We start from the raw sequence: 17955 nt of genomic DNA, 5'->3' as shown, positions 1-17955 counted from the left end.
CCTTTGCCATAACTGTCAAATGCGATCTTTGGTGGTTGCTATACCGAAACCGGTATGATCTAGCATCCGGAAAGCAATCGGCGAGAAAGCTGGAGATCATGGCGGCATTGCGCGATCCGGATGCGATTCCAGTAAGTTACGAGAAGCTCCCGGGAGACGGTGAGACACTCCTGCGCAGTGGTTTGAGCTTGCGCCACATGCGCATGATCGCCGCCCTCGACGATCACGGACGGGTGAGCGCCGCGGCCCAGGTCATGAACATCTCCCAGCCGGCCGCTTCGCGCATGATCGCCGAGATGGAGGCGGTGCTCGACGTGAAGCTGTGCGAACGGCTGCCGCGCGGAGTGACCCTCACTCCCTATGGCCAGGCGCTTGCCAGGCGGGCCCGCTCGATCCTGCTCGAGATGCGCGAAGCCGACCGCGAGATTGCCGAGCTCAAGGCTGGCAAGGGCGGTTCGGTGTTCCTCGGCGCCGTGACCGCGCCGGCGATCGAATTGGCGGTGCCGGCGATCCGTGAAATCCGCCGCATCTACCCGCGCATCGAGATCACCATGCAGGTCGAGACGTCGAACGTGCTCGCCCGCGAGCTGATCGGCTCGCGCCACGACTTCATCATCGCCCGCATTCCCGACGACCTCAATCCACGACTGTTCGAATCCCGTGTGATCGGCGTCGAGAAGGCCTGCCTGATCGTGCGCCGCGGCCACCCGCTCGCCGGAGGCAATGTGGTGCGGCTGGAAGACACCGCTGCCTATGACTGGGTGTTCCAGTCGGGCGGTTCGCCCTTGCGTCAAGCGATGGAGAGCAACTTCCTGAACCGCAACATCGCGCTGCCGGACCGGATCTTGAACACCAGTTCGCTGCTGCTCACGCTGGTCATGGTCGCGCAATCCGATGCCATCGCGCCGGTCTCGGTGCAGGTGGCGAAGTTCATCCAGAACCCGGACGGGCTTGCCGGCGCCATCGATGTCGTCCAAACCGAATTCGACATCGAGGTCAGGCCTTACAGCCTGATCACCGTCAGGAATCGCGTACTGTCGCCGGCTGCCAAAATGCTGCATGATTTCATCCTGCGCGAAGTGGGGTGATGGAACGAGAACCGCTGCCGCGCGTTCAAACCGTTCGGCATGCGCGCTGGAGCCCGTTGCGGGCGAGGAAACGAGGTGTCGACGATTAACAACTCGGGAGGTTTTTATGGAACGTCGGTTGTTTCTTACTGGAATGCTTGGCCTCGCGGGGGCAGCGGCGTTTGCGAGCGTGGCCGGACCCGGCCGCGCGGTAGCCGGTGTTCCCCAGGGAAACGGAATTCTCGATGAACTGGACAAGCCGGATCCGGCTGTCTTCGAAGGGGATGAAGCGGTCGAGGTAGAGCAGGTCTCGCATCGCGACTGGCATTTTCGCCGCCATCATGGCCACGATGGCTACTGGCGTCGTCGCCACGGGCGTCGCCGCGGCTGGAGACGAGTTTGCCGCAGCTACTGGCGCCATGGCCGCCGCCGTACCCGCTGCTGGCGCGAGCGCGTCTGGCTCCGCGTATGGCTGTAATCTCTTCTTGCTGACGCTAAGCCGGCCACCGCAGGTGGCCGGCACCTGTGTTCAGTCTCTTCAAGTCCGGCGTTGATTACCCAACTGTAACGTGTTTGGGACTCGCACTTTTGCCTAGCTGCCGCCGAATCGGCGGAACCATATGAGCCTTTGTCCGTTGAAGCCTGTTTAAAGCGGAGCTTTGACCAGGCCGAGGGACCACCAAGAAGAACGGCATTCTGCAATCAAGATCATGCGTGCCGCGGAGAAGCGGCACGCATGAAGGGCGTCGCCATACTGACCGAAGCCCGCAGCGGCTCCGAATGGCTTGGCAGTCTCACGAACAGCACGGGATTGTTGGGCAAGTCGGCCGAGTGGCTCGATACGGCCAATCTGGGGTGCAAGCCGAAATCCTTCGATGACCTGATGTCCGCCGTGATCGATCGCGGCGGAACCGCAAACGGCACGTTCGCCGTGAAACTGTTTCCGCGGCATCTTCACTGGTCGCAGGCCAGATATGGAGTTGACTTCCTCGCTGAATGCAGCCGGCGCCATGCCATGGGCTTGGTCCTGTTGGAGCGGCGGGACCGCCTTCGCCAGGCGATTTCCTATTGCCGGGCAAAGGCGTCGGGGCACTGGAAAAGTACGATGGACGGCGCCGATCTGGTTCCGCGATACGACTTCGCCGGCATCTGCCAGGCCTATTTCCTGATCGAGCAGAGCTATGCCTTCTGGGAAGCTTACCTGCGGCTGGCCGACCTGGCATACGATCACTTTTTTTATGAGGATTTGTTGGACGATCCTCGGCCGTACGTTGCGTCGGTGGCCCGGCAGTTGTCGGTTGAAATGCCGGACGGAGAGTTCGAAACGAATTTACGCCTGCAGCGGGACGATCTCACCGAAGATTGGGCGGAGCGGTTCCGCAACGACGTCAAATCGGAAGACTTGCTGGCGCATCTGCCCAGGAAGGTGGCGCCGCGGAACATCAACAATCTCGCCCGGTTCCTCCTCAAGAAGCAGATGCTAACCGGACAGGCCTAGGCGAATCCCGATAGTGCTGCCAATCGGACAGGGGCCGGGCTAGGCAATCGGCTTTTCGCATCAAGCTGGAGCGGGTAGCGGGAATCGAACCCGCGCGTTCAGCTTGGGAAGCTGACAGGCTACCATTACATCATACCCGCGCTGCAGCCTCGTTATCATGACGGCATGGCCTCGGGCAATCGCAAACCGGTCTCACAAGGCGGGCTTCGCCAGCTCACCGGTGACGGTCGGCGTTGGTTCCCTGGCCTTTGCGACTTCGCCGCCGGCGGCGAAGCTCGGCCAGTATTTCGAGATGGCCAGCGTCGCGCCGGCGGAAGAGAAATGGCCATAGTCGAAATAGAGAAATTGCTTGCTGCCGGCATCCGCATAGGAGCAACCGGTGGCGTCGCACAGATAGGTGAGCGGGTCGATGAAGGTCGCGCCGTTGGCGAAGAGTTGCACCTGCTTGTTGATGTCGGGATCCATGGCCATCGGCCAGGATGTATTCGCGGCGCCCTCGTGTTTTGCAAAGAAAGCGATCTTCTGGACGTCGGCGATGAACTCCGGAGACTGGCCGATGACATAGACCTTGACACCCATGTCGCGCAGCCGGTCGATCGTCGTCTGCAGGCCGTCGAAGCCCCTGGCCTGGTAGTCGGTCCATCGACCGCTCAGGATCACCGCCTGGATGTTGGCATCGCGGATGATCGACAGCGCCCGTTCGTTGAAGCGGGTGCAGGCCGGCCGGGCATAGGAAAAATAGCTCAGGTTGGGTGGGCAGCCGGCATAGGTATATTGGACGACGTTGGCCTGGATTTTCTGCGCGTTGGCTTCCAGGCCCGATACGTAGTGAGCCGCGAAGGAATCGCCCCACAGCAGCACATTGGTGGCAAAGCCGTGCGTGCGCGTGCAGTCGGCAAGGTTCCAATCCTCGATCCGGCTCGCACCCTCATTGAAGCAGACACCGTTGCGCCAGTCGCCCACCAGGATCCGTTGCGTCGAGAAATCCGGGAACCGCTGCGGAAAGCCCTTGCCCAGCACACCGGCCAGACCGCCGACGCACAGCAGGGCGATCGCCGTCGCCGAAAAGGCGAAGATCGGCAGCGGGGCGGTGAAGGCCCGCTTCCGCCGGAAAGGCTGCTCGACATATTTCCACGAGAAGGTCGCCAGGGCGACGCTGGCCACCGTCATCGCGACGATCATCGGCACCGAGATGGCCTTCAGCGAGAGGTAGTGGACGAAGGAGTTGATCGGCCAGTGAACAAGGTAGAGCGAATAGGAGATGAGGCCGATCCAGACCATCGGGGCGAACTGAAGCACACGCGTGGCGAGGGGCACGGGTCGGTTCGCATGGTTCTGGCCCGCATAGATCAGCAGGGCCGTCCCGACGCAGGGAAACAGGGCGTTATAGCCCGGAAACGGGTCGCTCTCCGAGATCGTCAGGAAGCCGAAGCCGAGCAGTGCAAAGCCGGCCAGGCCGATCAGTTCCGTCGCCGGCCGGCTGGCAAGTGGCGGCGGCCTTTTCAGCATCAGCATGGCGCCCAGCGCCAGTTCCCAGATGCGTGTCGGCAGCAGGTAGAAGCCGGCGGTCGGCGCCAGCGTGGTCGCCATCACCGCCAGGGCAAAACTGCCGATGGTGATGGGCAGAAGTATCGTCAGCCAGCGCTTCGAGGCATAGCGGTAGATCAGATAAACCAGGATCGGCGCGAAGATGTAGTACTGTTCCTCGACCGAAAGCGACCATGTGTGCAGCAGCGGCCGCAGTTCGGCGTCGATCGAAAAATAGTTCGTCGTCTTCCAGAAATAGATGTTCGACCAGAAGGTCGAGGCAGCGATCACGCTGAGGCTGAACTCGTGCAGGTCCGACGGCAGGAGGATGAACCATGCCGCGATGCTTGCAAGCAGGATGACGAAGGTCAGCGCCGGCAGGATGCGCCGTGCGCGGCGCCAGTAGAAGCGGCCTATCGAAAACTGGCCGCGCTCGAGATCATCCAGCAAGCTGCCGCTGATCAGATAGCCCGATATGACAAAGAAAATATCGACGCCGGTGAATCCCCCTGGGATGGCGGACACGCCAAAATGAAAGAGCACCACGGGCAGCACGGCAACGGCCCGCAAGCCGTCGATGTCGCGCCTGTAGTTCATTCGGACAGTCCGCGGCTCGCGGCCCGCCGATCTCGTGCAAAGCATGCCACGCCGCTCATGCGACGATGCCTTGGTTGTGCGAAAAATCGTGACGCGTGGGGTTCACAGGCTCTCCTCTGCGAAACGATTTTGCTGCACTGCAACATGAGTGTCAAGCCGGAACGCCATGCTTTGGACGCCGGCGAAGCCGGTTTGGAAGCGCCCGATCAGGTTGCCGGCAGGTAGATCACGGCATAGTCATCGGCATAGACCCGCTTCCAGCCCAACTCGGCGAAGAAGGGGATGCGGGTATCCGCGGCTGTAAGCAGTGCCCAGCCGATGGCGTATTTCTTCAACTGCGCCTCGAGCAGTGGTTTTCCGCCGGTCTGCCCCGTCGCCTCATCCGCTTTCGTGAACCCGCCTAGGAACAGTTGGTCCGTCCTGCCGTCGACATAGGTCTTGATGTCGTGGAAAATCAGTGTGCCGCCGAAATTGTAGGAATTCAGCACATTGCCTGCGAGGTGGTGATCCCTGGCGAACGCAAGGGCGCCGCTGGCTGATGTCTTCGGGCTCGGCGCGACCTGGTAGGCATTGTTGAGCCCAAGCATCGCAACGACCAGCGACACCGCCGTCGCGCCGCCGAGCAGATGGAATCGGCTGGCGAAGAATTTTTCCAGTCCATCGCGCTCTTCTTCCAGCCAGGCGCCTGCGGACAGGGCGGGATATTGGCGCGCGACCTCGACCGCGACCACCAGGGGAACAAGCAGGAAGAACAGATAGACGAACCGCAGATGCGAAAGGTAGACGTGCAAGGTGAAGACGATGAACAACGCCTTGGCCCAGCCGATCCGTAGCCTCGATGTCAGAAGCCCGAAAAAGGCCAGCAGTATCGCGGCTTCCTGGAGGACCTGTTCCTGGGCATTGAACGGCCGCCACTCCAGGATCAGCGGCACCGCCTCATTGCCATAGGCGACGGTGAGCGTGGCCAGGATGGCCTGCACGCCATAAGGGTGTATCAGGCTGACCAACGGACAGAGCAGGCCAAACGCCACCCACTTCGCCAAAAGTGCGGGTTTCGACAGGCCGGTGCGCGCCAGGAGATCGAGGCCGGCGAAGGCGGCGATGATGAAGCTCAGGGTGAACGTGGCATGCAGGTTCGCCCACAATACGACCAGACCGAGCAGCCAGAGCGGCGGAGCCTTCTCGTCCTGCGCGGCACGAAACAGCATCGTCGTCCAGACGACGATGATCGGCAAGGTAAAGACATGCGGGCGCGCCGTATAGATCGGGCTGATCAGGAAGGCCGCGACGAATGCCAGCGCCACGGCCAGGACCGGTTTCAGGTGCGCGCTGAGGAACCATCCCGACAGGAAGACCGCGAGACAGATCGTGCCGATGATCAGCGTGACGACGCCGTTCCAGCCACCCGCGCTGTAGGCAAGGGCCAGCAGAACCTGCCCCAGCCATTCCTTGGCGATCCACGGTTGGCCGGCGAAGGTGTAGGAATAGGTGTCGACGGTCGGAAGCGTTCCGTTTGCCAGGAAATCCAGTCCCACTTTGACATGCCACCAGCTGTCGGGGTCCTGCAGGGTTGCGCTGGCAAAGGTTGCCAGAACCGTCGCCATGACACCCGCGCCGATCAGGCAGAATATCAGCCTGGCGCGCTGTGCGTCCTCGAGCGGCGAGAACACTGGAACGATTGCCTCGACCTTGTTCATGTCGCCGCTCCAGGGGACTTCATGTCGATCGCGACCAAGACAGCGTCTTTTGCCGCGCCAACGAAGACGAAACGGACCGAGCCGAGATAGAAGAGGACCGAGTAGAGGCAGTTTCCCGCCAGGTGGACAAACGGATTTTCGACGACGCCGGCGGACATGGCGGCGACCACTATCGTCAGATTTGCGGTATAAGCCACAACGAAGGCAAGCGCATACCGCACCGCCGTGCCGGAGCGAAAGCCACCCGCACGGCCGAAGGTCCAGCGGCGGTTGAGGAAGAAGCCAAGGACAAGACCGCCGGCATAGCCGGTCATGTTGGCGGCGATGTCGCCAAGGCCCAGCTTCAGCCCAGCCAGGATAAGACAACAGCCCAGCGCCGTGTTGAGCAGCCCGACCGCGCCAAACCGCAGCATCCGCGAAAAGCCGGCCGGAACAGTCGACCATATCCTGCCCATGGCGTTCCCGTTACCCACGGTCGACCCTTACCTCAACGACGCGCCGCCCGTTTCACTATTTCCTGGAGGCGGTGGACCGGCAGGTCCTGGTCCTCGGCCGCCGCCTGGCTTCGTGAAACGATCTCGTTGACGAAGTAAAGCGGTCGCCGCTTCGTCTCCATGTACATGCGGCCGAGATACTCGCCGAAAATGCCCAGCACCAGAAGCTGGACGCTGCCCAGGATAAGCATGATCGCGGCAAGGCTCGTCCAGCCCGGCAGAACATTGCCGATAGACCATTCGAACAGCGTATAGCCAAGCACGACCAGGCCGAGCAGGCCGAACATCATGCCCAGCAGCGAAGCGAAGCGCAAAGGCACGATCGAAAAGCTGGTCATAGCGTCGACCGCCAGAAGAACCATCTTCTTCAGCGGGTAGTGCGTTGCGCCGGCAAAGCGCCGCTGCCGTTCATAGGGAAAGGCAACCTGCCTCAGCCCGATCCAGCTCACCATGCCGCGAATGAACCTGTAGCGTTCGGGCATCGCGATCAGATGGTCCAGCGCGCGCCGGCTCATCAGCCGGAAATCTCCGGAGTCCGGCGCGATCTCGACATCGACCATCCGGCCGAGCAGGCGGTAGAACATCGAGGCGGAGGCCAGCTTGAACCAGCTTTCGCCCTCCCGTTTTACCCTTTGGCCGTAGACCACGTCGAAGCCTTCATCCATCTTCGCCATCATCGCGCCAAGCAGTTCCGGCGGATCCTGAAGGTCGGCGTCGAGAATGAGGATGCGTTGGCCGCGGCAGAATTCCAGCCCGGCGCTCAAGGCGATCTGATGGCCGTAGTTGCGGGCAAGGTCGATGGCGACCACATGGTCGTCCTTTTCGGCCAGTTCGAAAACGGCATCACGGGTTCCGTCGGTCGCTCCATCGATGACGAGCACGACCTCGTAGGAGAGGCTTTGCTCGAGGCATGCCGCGCTGACGCGTCGATGAAGCTCCGCCACGCCGTCGCGCTCATTGTAGCAAGGCACGACGACCGACAACATGGGTGCGCGGTGCGCGCCGATTTTTCCCGTTCCCACCAAAGCCTGGCTCCCGCTTGGGAATGGCAATAGCGGCAATTGGTTAGAAAACAGAAAACAGGTAAGCCGGGGGTCGTGCGGCCGCCACGCTTGGCGGCGCCGATGGCACGTGTCACGAACGAACCGGCAGTTCCATGCGGATGCGGGCACCGCGCCATAAGCCCGCCAGGATCCGGCTTTCACCAGCTGTGGCAGGGCAGAGCGCCCTCCCGATGCCCAACATTGCCGCGGCTTATCAATTCCCCCGCGCCGGCCCCTGCCGGCTTGATGGATGGCCGCCAAGCACGTATCTCTGCACGGGTGCCCATGAGTCGGGGCATCTCAATCGGGAGACGGCCTTGTCCGCACTGACGCGCTTTCTCGGCGACTCGCCGCTCAGGATTGTTCTGAAGCTGCTGGTGGTATCCTTTCTCGTCGGCCTGGTCATGAACGCTTTCGGTTGGTCGCCGATGGACGTGTTCTACGGCATCCAAAAGTTCTTCATTGATCTATGGAATCTCGGCTTCCACGCCATCGACCGCTTCCTCGGCTACATCCTGCTCGGTGCCGCGATCGTCGTGCCAGCCTTCATCCTGCTCAGGATCGCCAACTACCGGAAGTGACCTTCAGGCATAGTCCGATGCGACCTCGAACAGGATGGCGTGGCGCGCGGCAAGTGCCGGCACATCGGTGGAATAGCCGCCGCCGATGACACCGCAGACGGGAATGCCGAGCGCCCGGAAATGGCCGATGACCATCTTGTCGCGGGCGCGCAGGCCTTTGTCGGAAAGCGACAGCCTGCCGAGCCGGTCCTCGGCATGGACGTCGACGCCGGCATTGTAGAAGACGATGTCCCAACGCGCCTTGGCCGACAGCTCCGGCAGGATGGTATCGAGCCTTTCGACATAGGCGGCGTCGTCCGTGCCGTCGGGCAGGGCGACGTCGAGGTCGGAGGCGATCTTGCGCGCGGGGTAGTTGCGCTCGCCATGCATGGAGAAGGTAAAGGCGCGCGGCTCGTCGCCCAGAATATCCGCCGTGCCGTCGCCCTGGTGCACGTCGAGATCGACCACCAGGATATTGTGTGCCGCGCCCTCCTCAAGCAGCACCAGCGAGGCGACGGCGACGTCGTTGAAAGTGCAGAAGCCGGCGCCTTGCGCGCGCCGCGCATGATGGCTGCCGCCGGCGGTATTGCAGGCAATGCCGTGACGCAAGGCAAGCCGCGCCGCCGCCACCGTGCCACCGGTGGCAAGCTGCGCGCGCAACGAGACGCGCGGGCCGACCGGAAAGCCGATCTCTCGCTCGATTTTTTCCGGGACCGAACAACCGAGAACCTGCTCGACATAATCTGTCGCATGGGCGAGCTTAAGCCACGACGCAGGCGCGGGTTCGGCTGTGTTGAGCGCCCCGGCTCCGGCCAGGCCGCGTGCTCGCAAGGCCTCCATCAGCAGCGGATATTTGCTCATCGGAAAGCGATGGCTGGTCGCGAAGCCGGCGTCGTAGTCGGGATGGTGGACGATCTGCAGGGGCATGAACTGGATCGGACGGTTTCGCGCCAGAGCGGGATTTCGGTTGGCCGCCGCGGAAGGGCGATTGCGCGGCGGCCGGAAAATGGGGCACATCGGTTCCCCGATCAAGCCGCAAATCAGCAAGGCAGCAATCCTTTGGACAAGGGCGCCATCCCAACCGAAGCCAGGGCGTTTTCCGTCACCAACCGGTCGGTGCTTGCCATCGCCGTGCCGATGACGCTCGCCTATCTGACGACGCCGCTGCTTGGCCTCGTCGATACGGCTGTTGTCGGCCAGTTCGGTGACGCCGCCTTGCTTGGCGGCCTGGCCGCCGGCGCGCTGGCTTTCGACGTCGTCTTCACCACCTTCAATTTTCTGCGCTCGGGTACCACCGGCCTCGTCGCCCAGGCTTTCGGGCGTGGCGACGCGCTGGAGGAACAGGCGGTGTTCTGGCGCGCCGTGCTGATCGCGGTCGTTGCCGGTGTCGTGCTGGCAGCGCTTTCACCGCTCATCGCCGTTGGCGGCCGGTGGTTCATGGACGCCGGGCCACGCGTCAGCGACGCGATGGGTGTCTACATCAGGATCAGGCTGCTTGCCGCCCCGTTCTCGCTGATCAACTACGCCATCCTCGGCTACGTGCTGGCGCGCGGCGAGGGCGGGCTCGGCTTAATCCTCCAACTGGTGCTGAACGGCACCAACATCGCGCTGTGCTTCCTGCTCGGCCTTGAGCTCGGCTGGGGTGTTTCCGGCGTCGCCTGGGCAACCGTCACCGGCGAATTCCTCGCCATGCTGCTTGGTCTCGCGATCGTGGTTCGCCGGTTCCGATCCACCCCGCCCCTGCCTCGGCAGCGCCTGCTCGATATGGGCGCCTTCCTGCGCATGCTGTCGCTCAACCGCGACATCATGATCCGCTCGTTCTCGCTGCTCGCCGCCTTCGCGCTGTTCACCCGCCAGGGCGCGCAGTTCGGCACGGTGACGCTGGCCGCCAATGCGGTGCTGATGAACTTCTTTCTCGTCGCCGGCTATTTCCTCGACGGTTTCGCCACCGCCGCCGAACAACTCGCCGGCCGCGCCGTCGGCGCGCGCTCCGAACAGCCCTTCCGGCAGGCGGTGCGGCTGACCCTGTTCTGGGGCCTTGGTCTGGCCGGTGCCGCGACGCTGGTGCTGCTCATGGCCGGCACCAACCTGATTGCCGTCGTAACGACGTCGCAGCAGGTCCGCGCCGTGGCCGACACATACCTGCCTTGGGCCGCGTTCACCGCGCTGAGCGGTGTGCTCGCCTTCCAGATGGATGGTGTTTTCATCGGCGCGACCTGGTCGCGCGACATGCGCAACATGATGCTCTTGTCATTCCTCGCCTTTGCCGCCGCGCTGATCACGCTGGCGCCCGCCTTCGGCAATCACGGCCTGTGGGCGGCGCTGCACGTCTTTCTGCTGGTGCGTGGATTGAGCCTGCTGACAATTCTGCGGCTGCGGATGCAAACCGCGTTCAGCTGAGCGGCTTCGACGCCCATCGGTCGAGATGGCTGTCGCGCAACTCGCGCATCGACCTGAGTTTTTCCGTCTCGGCAAAACGTGCCATTCCGGCGACGATCCGGCCCGGCAGCGCCGGTCCGTCATAGATCATGCCGGTGTAGAGCTGGACGAGATCGGCGCCGGCGCGGATCTTTTCCAGAGCCGTCTCCATTGAGTTGACACCGCCGACACCGATGATGGCCATTTCGGGCCCGAGCAGCTTGCGCATCCTGGCCAGCACGATGGTCGAGCGCTCGAATAGCGGCTTTCCCGAAAGCCCGCCTGTCTCCCGCGCGGCATCCTCGCTGCGCAGCGCCGGGCGGGAAATGGTTGTGTTGGAAACGATGATGCCGTCGATCTGCTTTTCGATGACCTCGGCGGCGATATCCTGCAGCTCGGCCTCGACCAGGTCAGGCGCGATCTTGAGGAAGATCGGCGGCTGCGCGGACGCTGCAGTGCGCGCGGCCCTGACCCGGGACAATAATTCGCCGAGCTGCTCGCGCGCCTGCATGGTGCGCAGGCCTGGTGTGTTGGGCGAGGAAATGTTGACGGTGAGATAGCTGGCATAAGGAGCAAAGCGGGAAACGCCGCTCTCATAGTCGCCGACGCGGTCGGTGCTGTCCTTGTTGGCACCAATGTTGACGCCGACGATGCCGCCGCGCCCCAAGCGCGCCACAAGCCTTTTTTCGGCGGCCGCATGGCCCTCATTGTTGAAGCCCAGCCGGTTGATGACAGCTTCATCCGATGTCAGCCGGAAGATGCGCGGCTTCGGGTTGCCGGCCTGCGGCAGCGGCGTCACCGTGCCGACTTCGGCAAAGCCAAAGCCGAGGCCAAGCAGCGCGTCGGGTACTTCGGCGTTCTTGTCGTAGCCAGCCGCCATGCCAAGTGGGTTCGGGAAATCGAGACCGCAAAGGCTGACCTTCAGCCTCGTATCGCGTACCGTCCGCGCACCGCCCGGCAGGCCGCAGCGCAGTGCCGCGATCGACAAGCCATGCGCGGTTTCCGGATCGAAGGTGAACAGCAGTTTCTGGCCGATCCGGTCGAGCACGCTCATTGCCCCTCCAGGGCCGGGAACTGGTGGGTACCGTCGGCCCCAAGCGGCAGCGGCTTGACCCAGAGCACCGCTTTCAGGTCGAGCACGCCGTAGAGGTGCGGAAACAGCGCGCCGCCGCGCGAGATTTCGTATTTCAGCGCATCACCCAGAACGGCCTCGTCGACGGCGACCAGCAGAAGGTCGGTCTGGCCCTGGAAATGCTTTGCCGCGGTTTCCCTGGCCTGCGCCGCCGTCGAAAAATGGATGAAGCCGTCGGCGGTGTCGATCGGCGCTCCGGCGAAGCGGCCTTTGGCTTCGGCCTCGCGCCAAGGCGCTTGCGGAGTTATCTTGTAGATAATCTGTGACATGGTTGCGCTATAATCCGAACCAGTCGCGCGGGGAAGGCCACGCCAAGGGTCTTCCCCATTTCCGGCGCAAACATGCGATATTTGAGGCCTTGGCCATGGAGGACAACATGCGTCTGCAGCACATTTTGATCCCCGCCGCGCTCGTTTCGCTGGTCGCGGCTTCAGCTTATTCGGAAGAAACGGACCGCTACCGGCTGGAAAAGTCGGCCACCGGCTATATCCGCATGGATACGCAGACCGGCGCGATGTCGATCTGCGAGGAGCGTTCGGGCCAGCTCGTCTGCAAGATGGCGGCCGACGAACGCGCCGCCTACCAGGACGAGGTCGATCGCTTGCAGGCCTCGATGAAGGCGATGGACGAGCGCGTCACCAAGCTGGAGAATTCGCTCTCCGCCCGTCTCGAATCGAAACTGCCGAGCGAGGAGGATTTCAACACGACGATGAGCTACATGGAGCGCTTCCTGAAGAGCTTCATGGGCATCGTCAAGGATATGGACAAGGACAGCGGCGACGGCGCCCGGCCCAACTCGCAGAAGACCTGAGCGCCATAGACGAGGGAAAACGCGGCGCGCTGGCTTTGCCGCTTGAAAACAGTGCGCAGCCCCTCATAATCGTCCAACTGATCCCGCAAAAAGCAGTAAATCGGGGATTCGGGGAGGGACATTTGCCGTCAGGCTATTCTTTCGTGATCGCCGACGATCATCCGCTGTTTCGCGGCGCGCTGCGCGAGGCGCTTGCCGGCATCGGCAATGTCGCCGCCATCCATGAGGCCGGTGATTTCGAAAGCGCCAAGGCGCTGGTCGTGGCCAATGAAGATGTCGATCTGGTGCTGCTCGACCTGTCGATGCCCGGCGCCAGCGGCCTCTCCGGCCTGATCTCGTTGCGCGGTATCCATCCTGCGGTGCCGCTGGTCGTGGTGTCGGCGCATGACGACCCGGCGACCATACGGCGTGCGCTCGATCTCGGCGCCTCCGGTTTCATCTCCAAGTCGGCCAGCATGGAGGAAATCCGCGGCGCCGTGCAGTCGGTGCTTGCCGGCGATATCGCGGCACCTGTCGGCGTCGATCTCGGCGTCGAACGCGATCCCGAAATATCGGACCTGATCAAACGATTGCAGACGTTGACCCCGCAGCAGACCCGCGTGCTCGGCATGCTGGCCGAGGGCCTGCTCAACAAGCAGATCGCTTATGAACTCGGCGTCTCCGAGGCGACGATCAAGGCGCATGTCTCGGCCATATTGCAAAAGCTCGGCGTCGACAGTCGCACCCAGGCGGTGATCCTGCTGTCCAAGATAGGCAGCGACCCGCTGCAGCCGGCGGGCTGAGTGCCGGCTGCTTGGCTCAGTCGGAACTTTTAACTTCGGCTCGCCGCATCGACCTGTTCCGATGCGCTCGCCGACATGTTCTGCGCCTATCTCGAAACCCTGGAGCACCAGGCCTGATTCAGGCGCTTCGACGTCACTCCGCCGCCCGCACCATCGGCCTGAACCTGGCCATCATCGAACGCAGCACCGCCGGCTTCAACGGCTTGTTGATCATCGGGATGTCGAGGCCTGCCGCGGCTGCTCGTACCTCGTTGGAACGGTCGGCCGTGACCAGCACGGCCGGCAGGTCGTCGCCGTGGGTGGCTCGCAGCCTGATAATGATATCGAGACCGGTTTCGCGGTCGAGATGGTAGTCGGCAAGCACGATGTCCGGACGGTCGATCGCGGCCCTCTCCAGATCCTCCGAGCCGGTCACCGTGGCGACATTGCAGCCCCAGCCCTCGAGCAGCAGCCGCATGCCCTCGAGGATACGGATGTCATTGTCGATGCACAGCACATGCAGGCCGGAGAGCGAAGCCGCCGCGCGGGCCGGCGCCCTGGTCTCGACCTCGCGTCGCGGCACCTGCGCGGCCGCCACGGGCAGGATGACGGAAAAGCGCGTGCCCTTGCCCGGGTTGGAGAAGATACGGATCTCAAGCCGCAACACCCTGGCGATGCGGTCGACGATGGACAGGCCAAGACCAAGACCTTCTGCTTCGCGTGCGCCTTCGTCCAGTCGGGTAAACTCATGGAAGACGGTGTTCAGCTTGTCACCGGCGATGCCAATGCCGGTGTCGATGATCTGGATTTCCGCCAGTTCGCCGCGCCGCCGCACGCCGACCAGGATGCGGCCCTGGCGGGTGTACTTGATGGCATTGGAAACTAGGTTCTGGATCAGGCGGCGCAAAAGGTTGCGGTCCGTCATCACGGTCAGTGAGGACGCAATGATGGTCAGCTCGAGCTTCTTTGCTGCGGCCATCGGTCGAAAATCATTGCCGATCTGGCTGAGCAGGCCGTCGAGGTTGAAGGCGGTATCGTCCGGCTTCATGGCGCCGGCATCGAGGCGCGAAATGTCGAGCACGGCGCCGAGAATGGTCTCGACCGATTCCAGCGAGGATTCGATGTTGATGGCCGCCTTGCCGGCCGGACCCTTGCCGGCCTTCTCGATCAGCGAGGAGCAATAGAGCCGGGCGGCGTTCAAGGGCTGCAGGATGTCGTGACCGGCGGCGGCAAGGAAGCGCGTCTTGCCGAGATTGGCCTCCTCGGCGAGCATCTGGGCCTGCGCCAGTTCCTCGTTGACCCGGGTCAATTCCTCGTTAACCCCAGTCAGTTCGATGGTGCGGGTCTTGACGCGCTGCTCCAGTGATTCATTGGCGCTTTTCAGCGCGAGATCCTGTTCGACGCGGCCGGAAATGTCGGCATAGGTGGCGACGATGCCGCCGTCAGGCATCGGGTTGGAGCGCAGTTCGAGGATGCGGCCGCTGGTCTTCAGCTCCATCTGCCAGGGGCTGACGAAGCTGGTCAGCCGGTTGAGCATCGTCACGCGCTGGTCGGCGGGAATGTCGCCGCGCTCGGCCAGATGGCGAAGGATCTGGTCGAGCGAAACGCCGACCTGGCCCATCTCGTCGGGCAGGTCGAACAGCGCCCGGTACTGGCGGTTCCAGCAGATCAGCCGGAAATCGCGGTCGAAGACGGTAATGCCTTGCTCCATCTGGTCGAGCGCGATCTGCAGCAGGTCGCGGTTGTGCTGCAGCGCTTCCGTGGCGTCGTCGAGCAGGCGGAAGGCGTCGCGGGATTCGCGGTCGTGGCGCCGGAACAGCAGCGACAGGATCAACCGTGCCGAGGAAGAGCCGACGGCGCTGGCCAATAGCTGCTCGGAAAAGCGGATGACGTCCATGCTGGCCTGCTCGTTGCCATGCAGCGAGGTACCGTTGCTCTTCTCGAAGGATTGAAACGACCGCTCGGTGCGTTCGACGCCGAGATAGCGTGCGATCGTATCCTTGAGGTCGTTGACGGTGATGGCGGTGCGGAAGCGGCGCAGGCTCGGCATCGGTCCGGCTTCGCGCGGCACGAAGATCGATGCCTGGATGCGCTCCAGCGGCACCGACGCGCGCGACAGTGAGCCGAAGACGAAAAACAGCGCGTTGACCGACAGGCTCCACAGCACGCCGTGGTTCAGCGGCTCGGCGACGGTGCCGAACAGTGCCTGCGGCCGCAGTGCCTCGAAGCCGAACAGTCCGTGGACGATGATGCCTGTATCGGGCGCGACGAGCGACGGCACCAGCAGCGTATAGCCCCAGACCAGGATGCCGGCGACCATGCCGAGTGCCGCACCCCGGCCATTGGCGCCGCGCCAGATCAGCCCACCGATCAGGGCAGGGGCGAACTGCGCGATCGCGGCGAAGGACATCAGGCCGATCGAGGACAGCCGGGCGCTGTTGGTGCTCTCGCGATAATAGAGAAAGGCGATGAACAAAAGGATGAAGATCGACGCCCGCCGCACATTGAGGATGAGCGTCGACCAATCCTCGTTCTCGGAGGTGGTCGTCCGCAACAGCCGGCGCACGAACAGCGGAATGATCAGGTCGTTGGAGATCATGATCGACAGCGCCACGCTCTCCACGATGACCATGGCGGTTGCCGCCGACAAGCCGCCGATGAAGGCGGCCATGGCCAGGAAATCGTGGCCGCTGAACAGCGGCAGCGACAGCACGTAAAGGTCGCTGCTCGTCCTCGCGCCGACCAGCGTCAGGCCGGCAAAGGCGATCGGCAGCACGAACAGGTTGATCGCCACGAGATACAGCGGGAACACCCAGGTCGCGGTGCGCAGTTCGGCCTCGCTGCGGTTCTCGACGATGGTGACGTAGAACTGCCGCGGCAAAAGGATGATGGCGAAGCCGCTCAGGCACGTCAGCACCAGCCAGGTGGCCAGCGATGTCGAATAGCCCATTGCCTGCCGCACCTGGCCATTCTCGGCCAGCCGGTCGAACATGTCGCCGGGGCCGCCGAAGATCAGGAAGGTGACCATCAGGCCGATGGCCAGGAAGGCGGCGAGCTTGACCACGGTCTCCACCGCCACCGCCAGCACCAGCCCATCCTGGTGTTCGGTGGCATCGGCATGGCGCGTGCCGAACAGGACCGCGAACAGCGCAAGCAGCATGGCGACGACCAGCGAGATGTCGCTGACAAACGGATCGAAGGACGGCGGCGAGCCCGTATAATGCTCGACCATCAGGCTGACCGAGCCGGAGATCGCCTTCAATTGCAGCGCGATATAGGGCACGGCGCCGATCGTGGCGATCAACGTGGCGATCGCGGCCACGGTGAAACTTTTGCCGTAACGGGCGCCGAGGAAATCGGCGACCGAGGTGATCTTCTCGGTCTTGGCCAGCCGCACGATGCGGTTGAGCAAGGGAAAGCCGAACACGAACACCAGCACCGGGCCGGTATAGATGCCGAGGAACTCGAGGCCGCGTTCGGAGGAAAGGCCGACCGAGCCGAAGAAGGTCCAGGACGTGCAGTAAATGGCAAGGCTGAGCGCATAGATGAAAGGTCGCGCCCTGCTGGGCCCTGACAAGGCCGAGCGGCGGTCGCCCAGGCTGGCGATGGCGAACAGCAACGTCACATAGGCGATCGCGATGATGACGATGAACAAGCCCTGCACGCCGGCAAGATCCTCCCTGTGCCGATTTTCACCTGGCCGGGTCAGACGCAATCACAGCTTGGACGCCAAGTCCATCACGGCTTTGGGCACCTGATTTCAAAGAGGTAACGCAGGGTAAGGCGAAACCGGTTGTTTTCTCCTTTTTGCCCATGTTGCAACTTGAGGTTTTTGTTATGGTGTCGCCGGGGCGGTGCTTCCGGGATGGGACGGCTGCGCGGCCCGCCATGATAAGGAGGGTCGAATGCTGAAAGAATTCCAGGAATTCATTTCCAAGGGCAATGTGATGGACTTGGCCGTCGGCGTCATCATCGGCGCTGCCTTCGGCAAGATCGTCGATTCCCTGGTCAACGACATCATCATGCCGATTGTCGGAGCGATCTTCGGCGGCTTGGACTTCAACAACTACTTCTTTGGGCTTTCCTCGGCCGTCAACGCCACCTCGCTGGCGGAAGCCAAAAAGCAAGGTGCTGTTTTTGCCTATGGCAGCTTCATCACCGTGGTGCTGAATTTCATCATCCTAGCCTTCATCATCTTCCTCATGGTCAAGGCCGTGAACAACATGCGCAGGCGCCTGGAAAGGGAAAAGCCGGCTCCAGCGGCCGCGCCACCGCCGGCCGATGTGCAGCTTTTGACCGAAATCCGCGATCTGCTGGCCAGGCGATAGACGGATAGGGTTCTTCTGGACC

16 protein-coding genes and 1 tRNA gene are annotated in these 17955 nt (G+C 62.9%); 7 read left to right on the top strand and 10 right to left on the bottom strand.

The features are described from left to right. Positions 1-98: 98 nt before the first annotated feature. Positions 99-1088, top strand: coding sequence for a LysR family transcriptional regulator (locus FJ943_RS15965; protein WP_140722844.1), 990 nt, complete (start codon positions 99-101; stop codon positions 1086-1088). 85 nt (positions 1089-1173) lie between these two features. Here FJ943_RS15965 and FJ943_RS29670 read toward each other — a convergent pair whose 3' ends face one another. After that, the gene (locus FJ943_RS29670) at positions 1174-1440 is read right to left on the bottom strand and encodes a hypothetical protein (protein ID WP_181171003.1); all 267 of its coding nucleotides are present in this window, start codon (positions 1438-1440) and stop codon (positions 1174-1176) included. 363 nt (positions 1441-1803) lie between these two features. On the opposite strand from FJ943_RS29670, the gene FJ943_RS15955 reads away from it, so the two are divergent. Then, positions 1804-2565 carry a Stf0 family sulfotransferase gene (locus FJ943_RS15955; RefSeq protein WP_140614736.1) on the top strand — a complete coding sequence of 254 codons (762 nt, stop codon included), beginning with the start codon at positions 1804-1806 and terminating at the stop codon, positions 2563-2565. Positions 2566-2631: 66 nt separating this feature from the next. On the opposite strand, the gene FJ943_RS15950 is transcribed toward FJ943_RS15955, so the two are convergent. From FJ943_RS15950 to FJ943_RS15930, 5 genes are all read right to left on the bottom strand, one after another. Continuing rightward, a tRNA-Gly gene (locus FJ943_RS15950) sits at positions 2632-2705 on the bottom strand. 52 nt (positions 2706-2757) lie between these two features. Then, positions 2758-4689: an acyltransferase family protein gene (locus tag FJ943_RS15945; RefSeq protein ID WP_140660689.1), complete on the bottom strand. Its 1932-nt coding sequence runs from the start codon at positions 4687-4689 to the stop codon at positions 2758-2760. A gap of 206 nt (positions 4690-4895) precedes the next feature. Then, entirely contained in the window at positions 4896-6386 is a 1491-nt protein-coding gene (locus FJ943_RS15940) for a hypothetical protein (protein WP_140722841.1), read from the bottom strand. Further along, the gene (locus FJ943_RS15935) at positions 6383-6841 is read right to left on the bottom strand and encodes a GtrA family protein (protein ID WP_140722838.1); all 459 of its coding nucleotides are present in this window, start codon (positions 6839-6841) and stop codon (positions 6383-6385) included. The genes FJ943_RS15940 and FJ943_RS15935 overlap by 4 nt, the downstream gene beginning before the upstream one ends. Before the next feature lie 32 nt (positions 6842-6873). Further along, positions 6874-7902 (bottom strand): glycosyltransferase family 2 protein, encoded by a 1029-nt coding sequence (locus FJ943_RS15930; protein ID WP_210242411.1) that lies wholly within the window; start codon positions 7900-7902, stop codon positions 6874-6876. A gap of 338 nt (positions 7903-8240) precedes the next feature. Here FJ943_RS15930 and FJ943_RS15925 point away from each other — a divergent pair, with 338 nt between their 5' ends. Next, positions 8241-8504: a DUF6460 domain-containing protein gene (locus FJ943_RS15925; RefSeq protein ID WP_140614732.1), complete on the top strand. Its 264-nt coding sequence runs from the start codon at positions 8241-8243 to the stop codon at positions 8502-8504. A gap of 3 nt (positions 8505-8507) precedes the next feature. On the opposite strand, the gene FJ943_RS15920 is transcribed toward FJ943_RS15925, so the two are convergent. Then, positions 8508-9410 carry a histone deacetylase gene (locus FJ943_RS15920; RefSeq protein ID WP_140722835.1) on the bottom strand — a complete coding sequence of 301 codons (903 nt, stop codon included), beginning with the start codon at positions 9408-9410 and terminating at the stop codon, positions 8508-8510. A 132-nt stretch (positions 9411-9542) separates the two neighbouring features. On the opposite strand from FJ943_RS15920, the gene FJ943_RS15915 reads away from it, so the two are divergent. Beyond that, the gene (locus FJ943_RS15915) at positions 9543-10883 is read left to right on the top strand and encodes an MATE family efflux transporter (protein ID WP_140722832.1); all 1341 of its coding nucleotides are present in this window, start codon (positions 9543-9545) and stop codon (positions 10881-10883) included. On the opposite strand, the gene FJ943_RS15910 is transcribed toward FJ943_RS15915, so the two are convergent. Together FJ943_RS15910 and FJ943_RS15905 are read right to left on the bottom strand one after the other, a co-directional pair. After that, the gene (locus FJ943_RS15910; RefSeq protein WP_140722829.1) at positions 10876-11955 is read right to left on the bottom strand and encodes a quinone-dependent dihydroorotate dehydrogenase; all 1080 of its coding nucleotides are present in this window, start codon (positions 11953-11955) and stop codon (positions 10876-10878) included. The two genes, FJ943_RS15915 and FJ943_RS15910, sit on opposite strands and share 8 nt — an antisense overlap. Then, positions 11952-12302 carry a DUF952 domain-containing protein gene (locus FJ943_RS15905; RefSeq protein ID WP_140614728.1) on the bottom strand — a complete coding sequence of 117 codons (351 nt, stop codon included), beginning with the start codon at positions 12300-12302 and terminating at the stop codon, positions 11952-11954. Before FJ943_RS15905 ends, FJ943_RS15910 begins: the two co-directional genes overlap by 4 nt. A gap of 107 nt (positions 12303-12409) precedes the next feature. Between FJ943_RS15905 and FJ943_RS15900 the strand changes: the two genes are divergently transcribed. Both FJ943_RS15900 and FJ943_RS15895 read left to right on the top strand, forming a co-directional pair. Then, positions 12410-12844 carry a hypothetical protein gene (locus tag FJ943_RS15900; RefSeq protein ID WP_015319249.1) on the top strand — a complete coding sequence of 145 codons (435 nt, stop codon included), beginning with the start codon at positions 12410-12412 and terminating at the stop codon, positions 12842-12844. 122 nt (positions 12845-12966) lie between these two features. Then, complete coding sequence (locus tag FJ943_RS15895) at positions 12967-13626, top strand: response regulator transcription factor (RefSeq protein WP_015319247.1); 660 nt, start codon at positions 12967-12969, stop codon at positions 13624-13626. Between the two features lie 133 nt (positions 13627-13759). Here FJ943_RS15895 and FJ943_RS15890 read toward each other — a convergent pair whose 3' ends face one another. Further along, positions 13760-17269: a PAS domain-containing hybrid sensor histidine kinase/response regulator gene (locus tag FJ943_RS15890; RefSeq protein WP_140722828.1), complete on the bottom strand. Its 3510-nt coding sequence runs from the start codon at positions 17267-17269 to the stop codon at positions 13760-13762. A 241-nt stretch (positions 17270-17510) separates the two neighbouring features. Between FJ943_RS15890 and mscL the strand changes: the two genes are divergently transcribed. Beyond that, positions 17511-17933, top strand: coding sequence for a large conductance mechanosensitive channel protein MscL (gene mscL / locus FJ943_RS15885; RefSeq protein WP_015319245.1), 423 nt, complete (start codon positions 17511-17513; stop codon positions 17931-17933). Positions 17934-17955 lie beyond the last annotated feature (22 nt).

The organism is Mesorhizobium sp. B2-3-10 (assembly GCF_006442275.1).
GTDB classification, from domain to species: Bacteria; Pseudomonadota; Alphaproteobacteria; order Rhizobiales; family Rhizobiaceae; genus Mesorhizobium; species Mesorhizobium australicum.
The sequence above is the reverse complement of the archived record's forward strand: the minus strand, read 5'-3'. Positions and strand labels throughout refer to the sequence as shown.

Excerpts from the sequence above, each read along its gene's own strand:
- FJ943_RS15965 (WP_140722844.1), top strand. The coding sequence starts at position 99 with ATGGCGGCATTGCGCGATCCGGATGCGATTCCAGTAAGTTACGAGAAG.
- FJ943_RS15955 (WP_140614736.1), top strand. The coding sequence starts at position 1,804 with ATGAAGGGCGTCGCCATACTGACCGAAGCCCGCAGCGGCTCCGAATGG.
- FJ943_RS15945 (WP_140660689.1), bottom strand. The coding sequence starts at position 4,689 with ATGAACTACAGGCGCGACATCGACGGCTTGCGGGCCGTTGCCGTGCTG.
- FJ943_RS15940 (WP_140722841.1), bottom strand. The coding sequence starts at position 6,386 with ATGAACAAGGTCGAGGCAATCGTTCCAGTGTTCTCGCCGCTCGAGGAC.
- FJ943_RS15935 (WP_140722838.1), bottom strand. The coding sequence starts at position 6,841 with ATGGGCAGGATATGGTCGACTGTTCCGGCCGGCTTTTCGCGGATGCTG.
- FJ943_RS15920 (WP_140722835.1), bottom strand. The coding sequence starts at position 9,410 with ATGCCCCTGCAGATCGTCCACCATCCCGACTACGACGCCGGCTTCGCG.
- FJ943_RS15910 (WP_140722829.1), bottom strand. The coding sequence starts at position 11,955 with ATGAGCGTGCTCGACCGGATCGGCCAGAAACTGCTGTTCACCTTCGAT.
- FJ943_RS15905 (WP_140614728.1), bottom strand. The coding sequence starts at position 12,302 with ATGTCACAGATTATCTACAAGATAACTCCGCAAGCGCCTTGGCGCGAG.
- FJ943_RS15900 (WP_015319249.1), top strand. The coding sequence starts at position 12,410 with ATGCGTCTGCAGCACATTTTGATCCCCGCCGCGCTCGTTTCGCTGGTC.
- mscL (WP_015319245.1), top strand. The coding sequence starts at position 17,511 with ATGCTGAAAGAATTCCAGGAATTCATTTCCAAGGGCAATGTGATGGAC.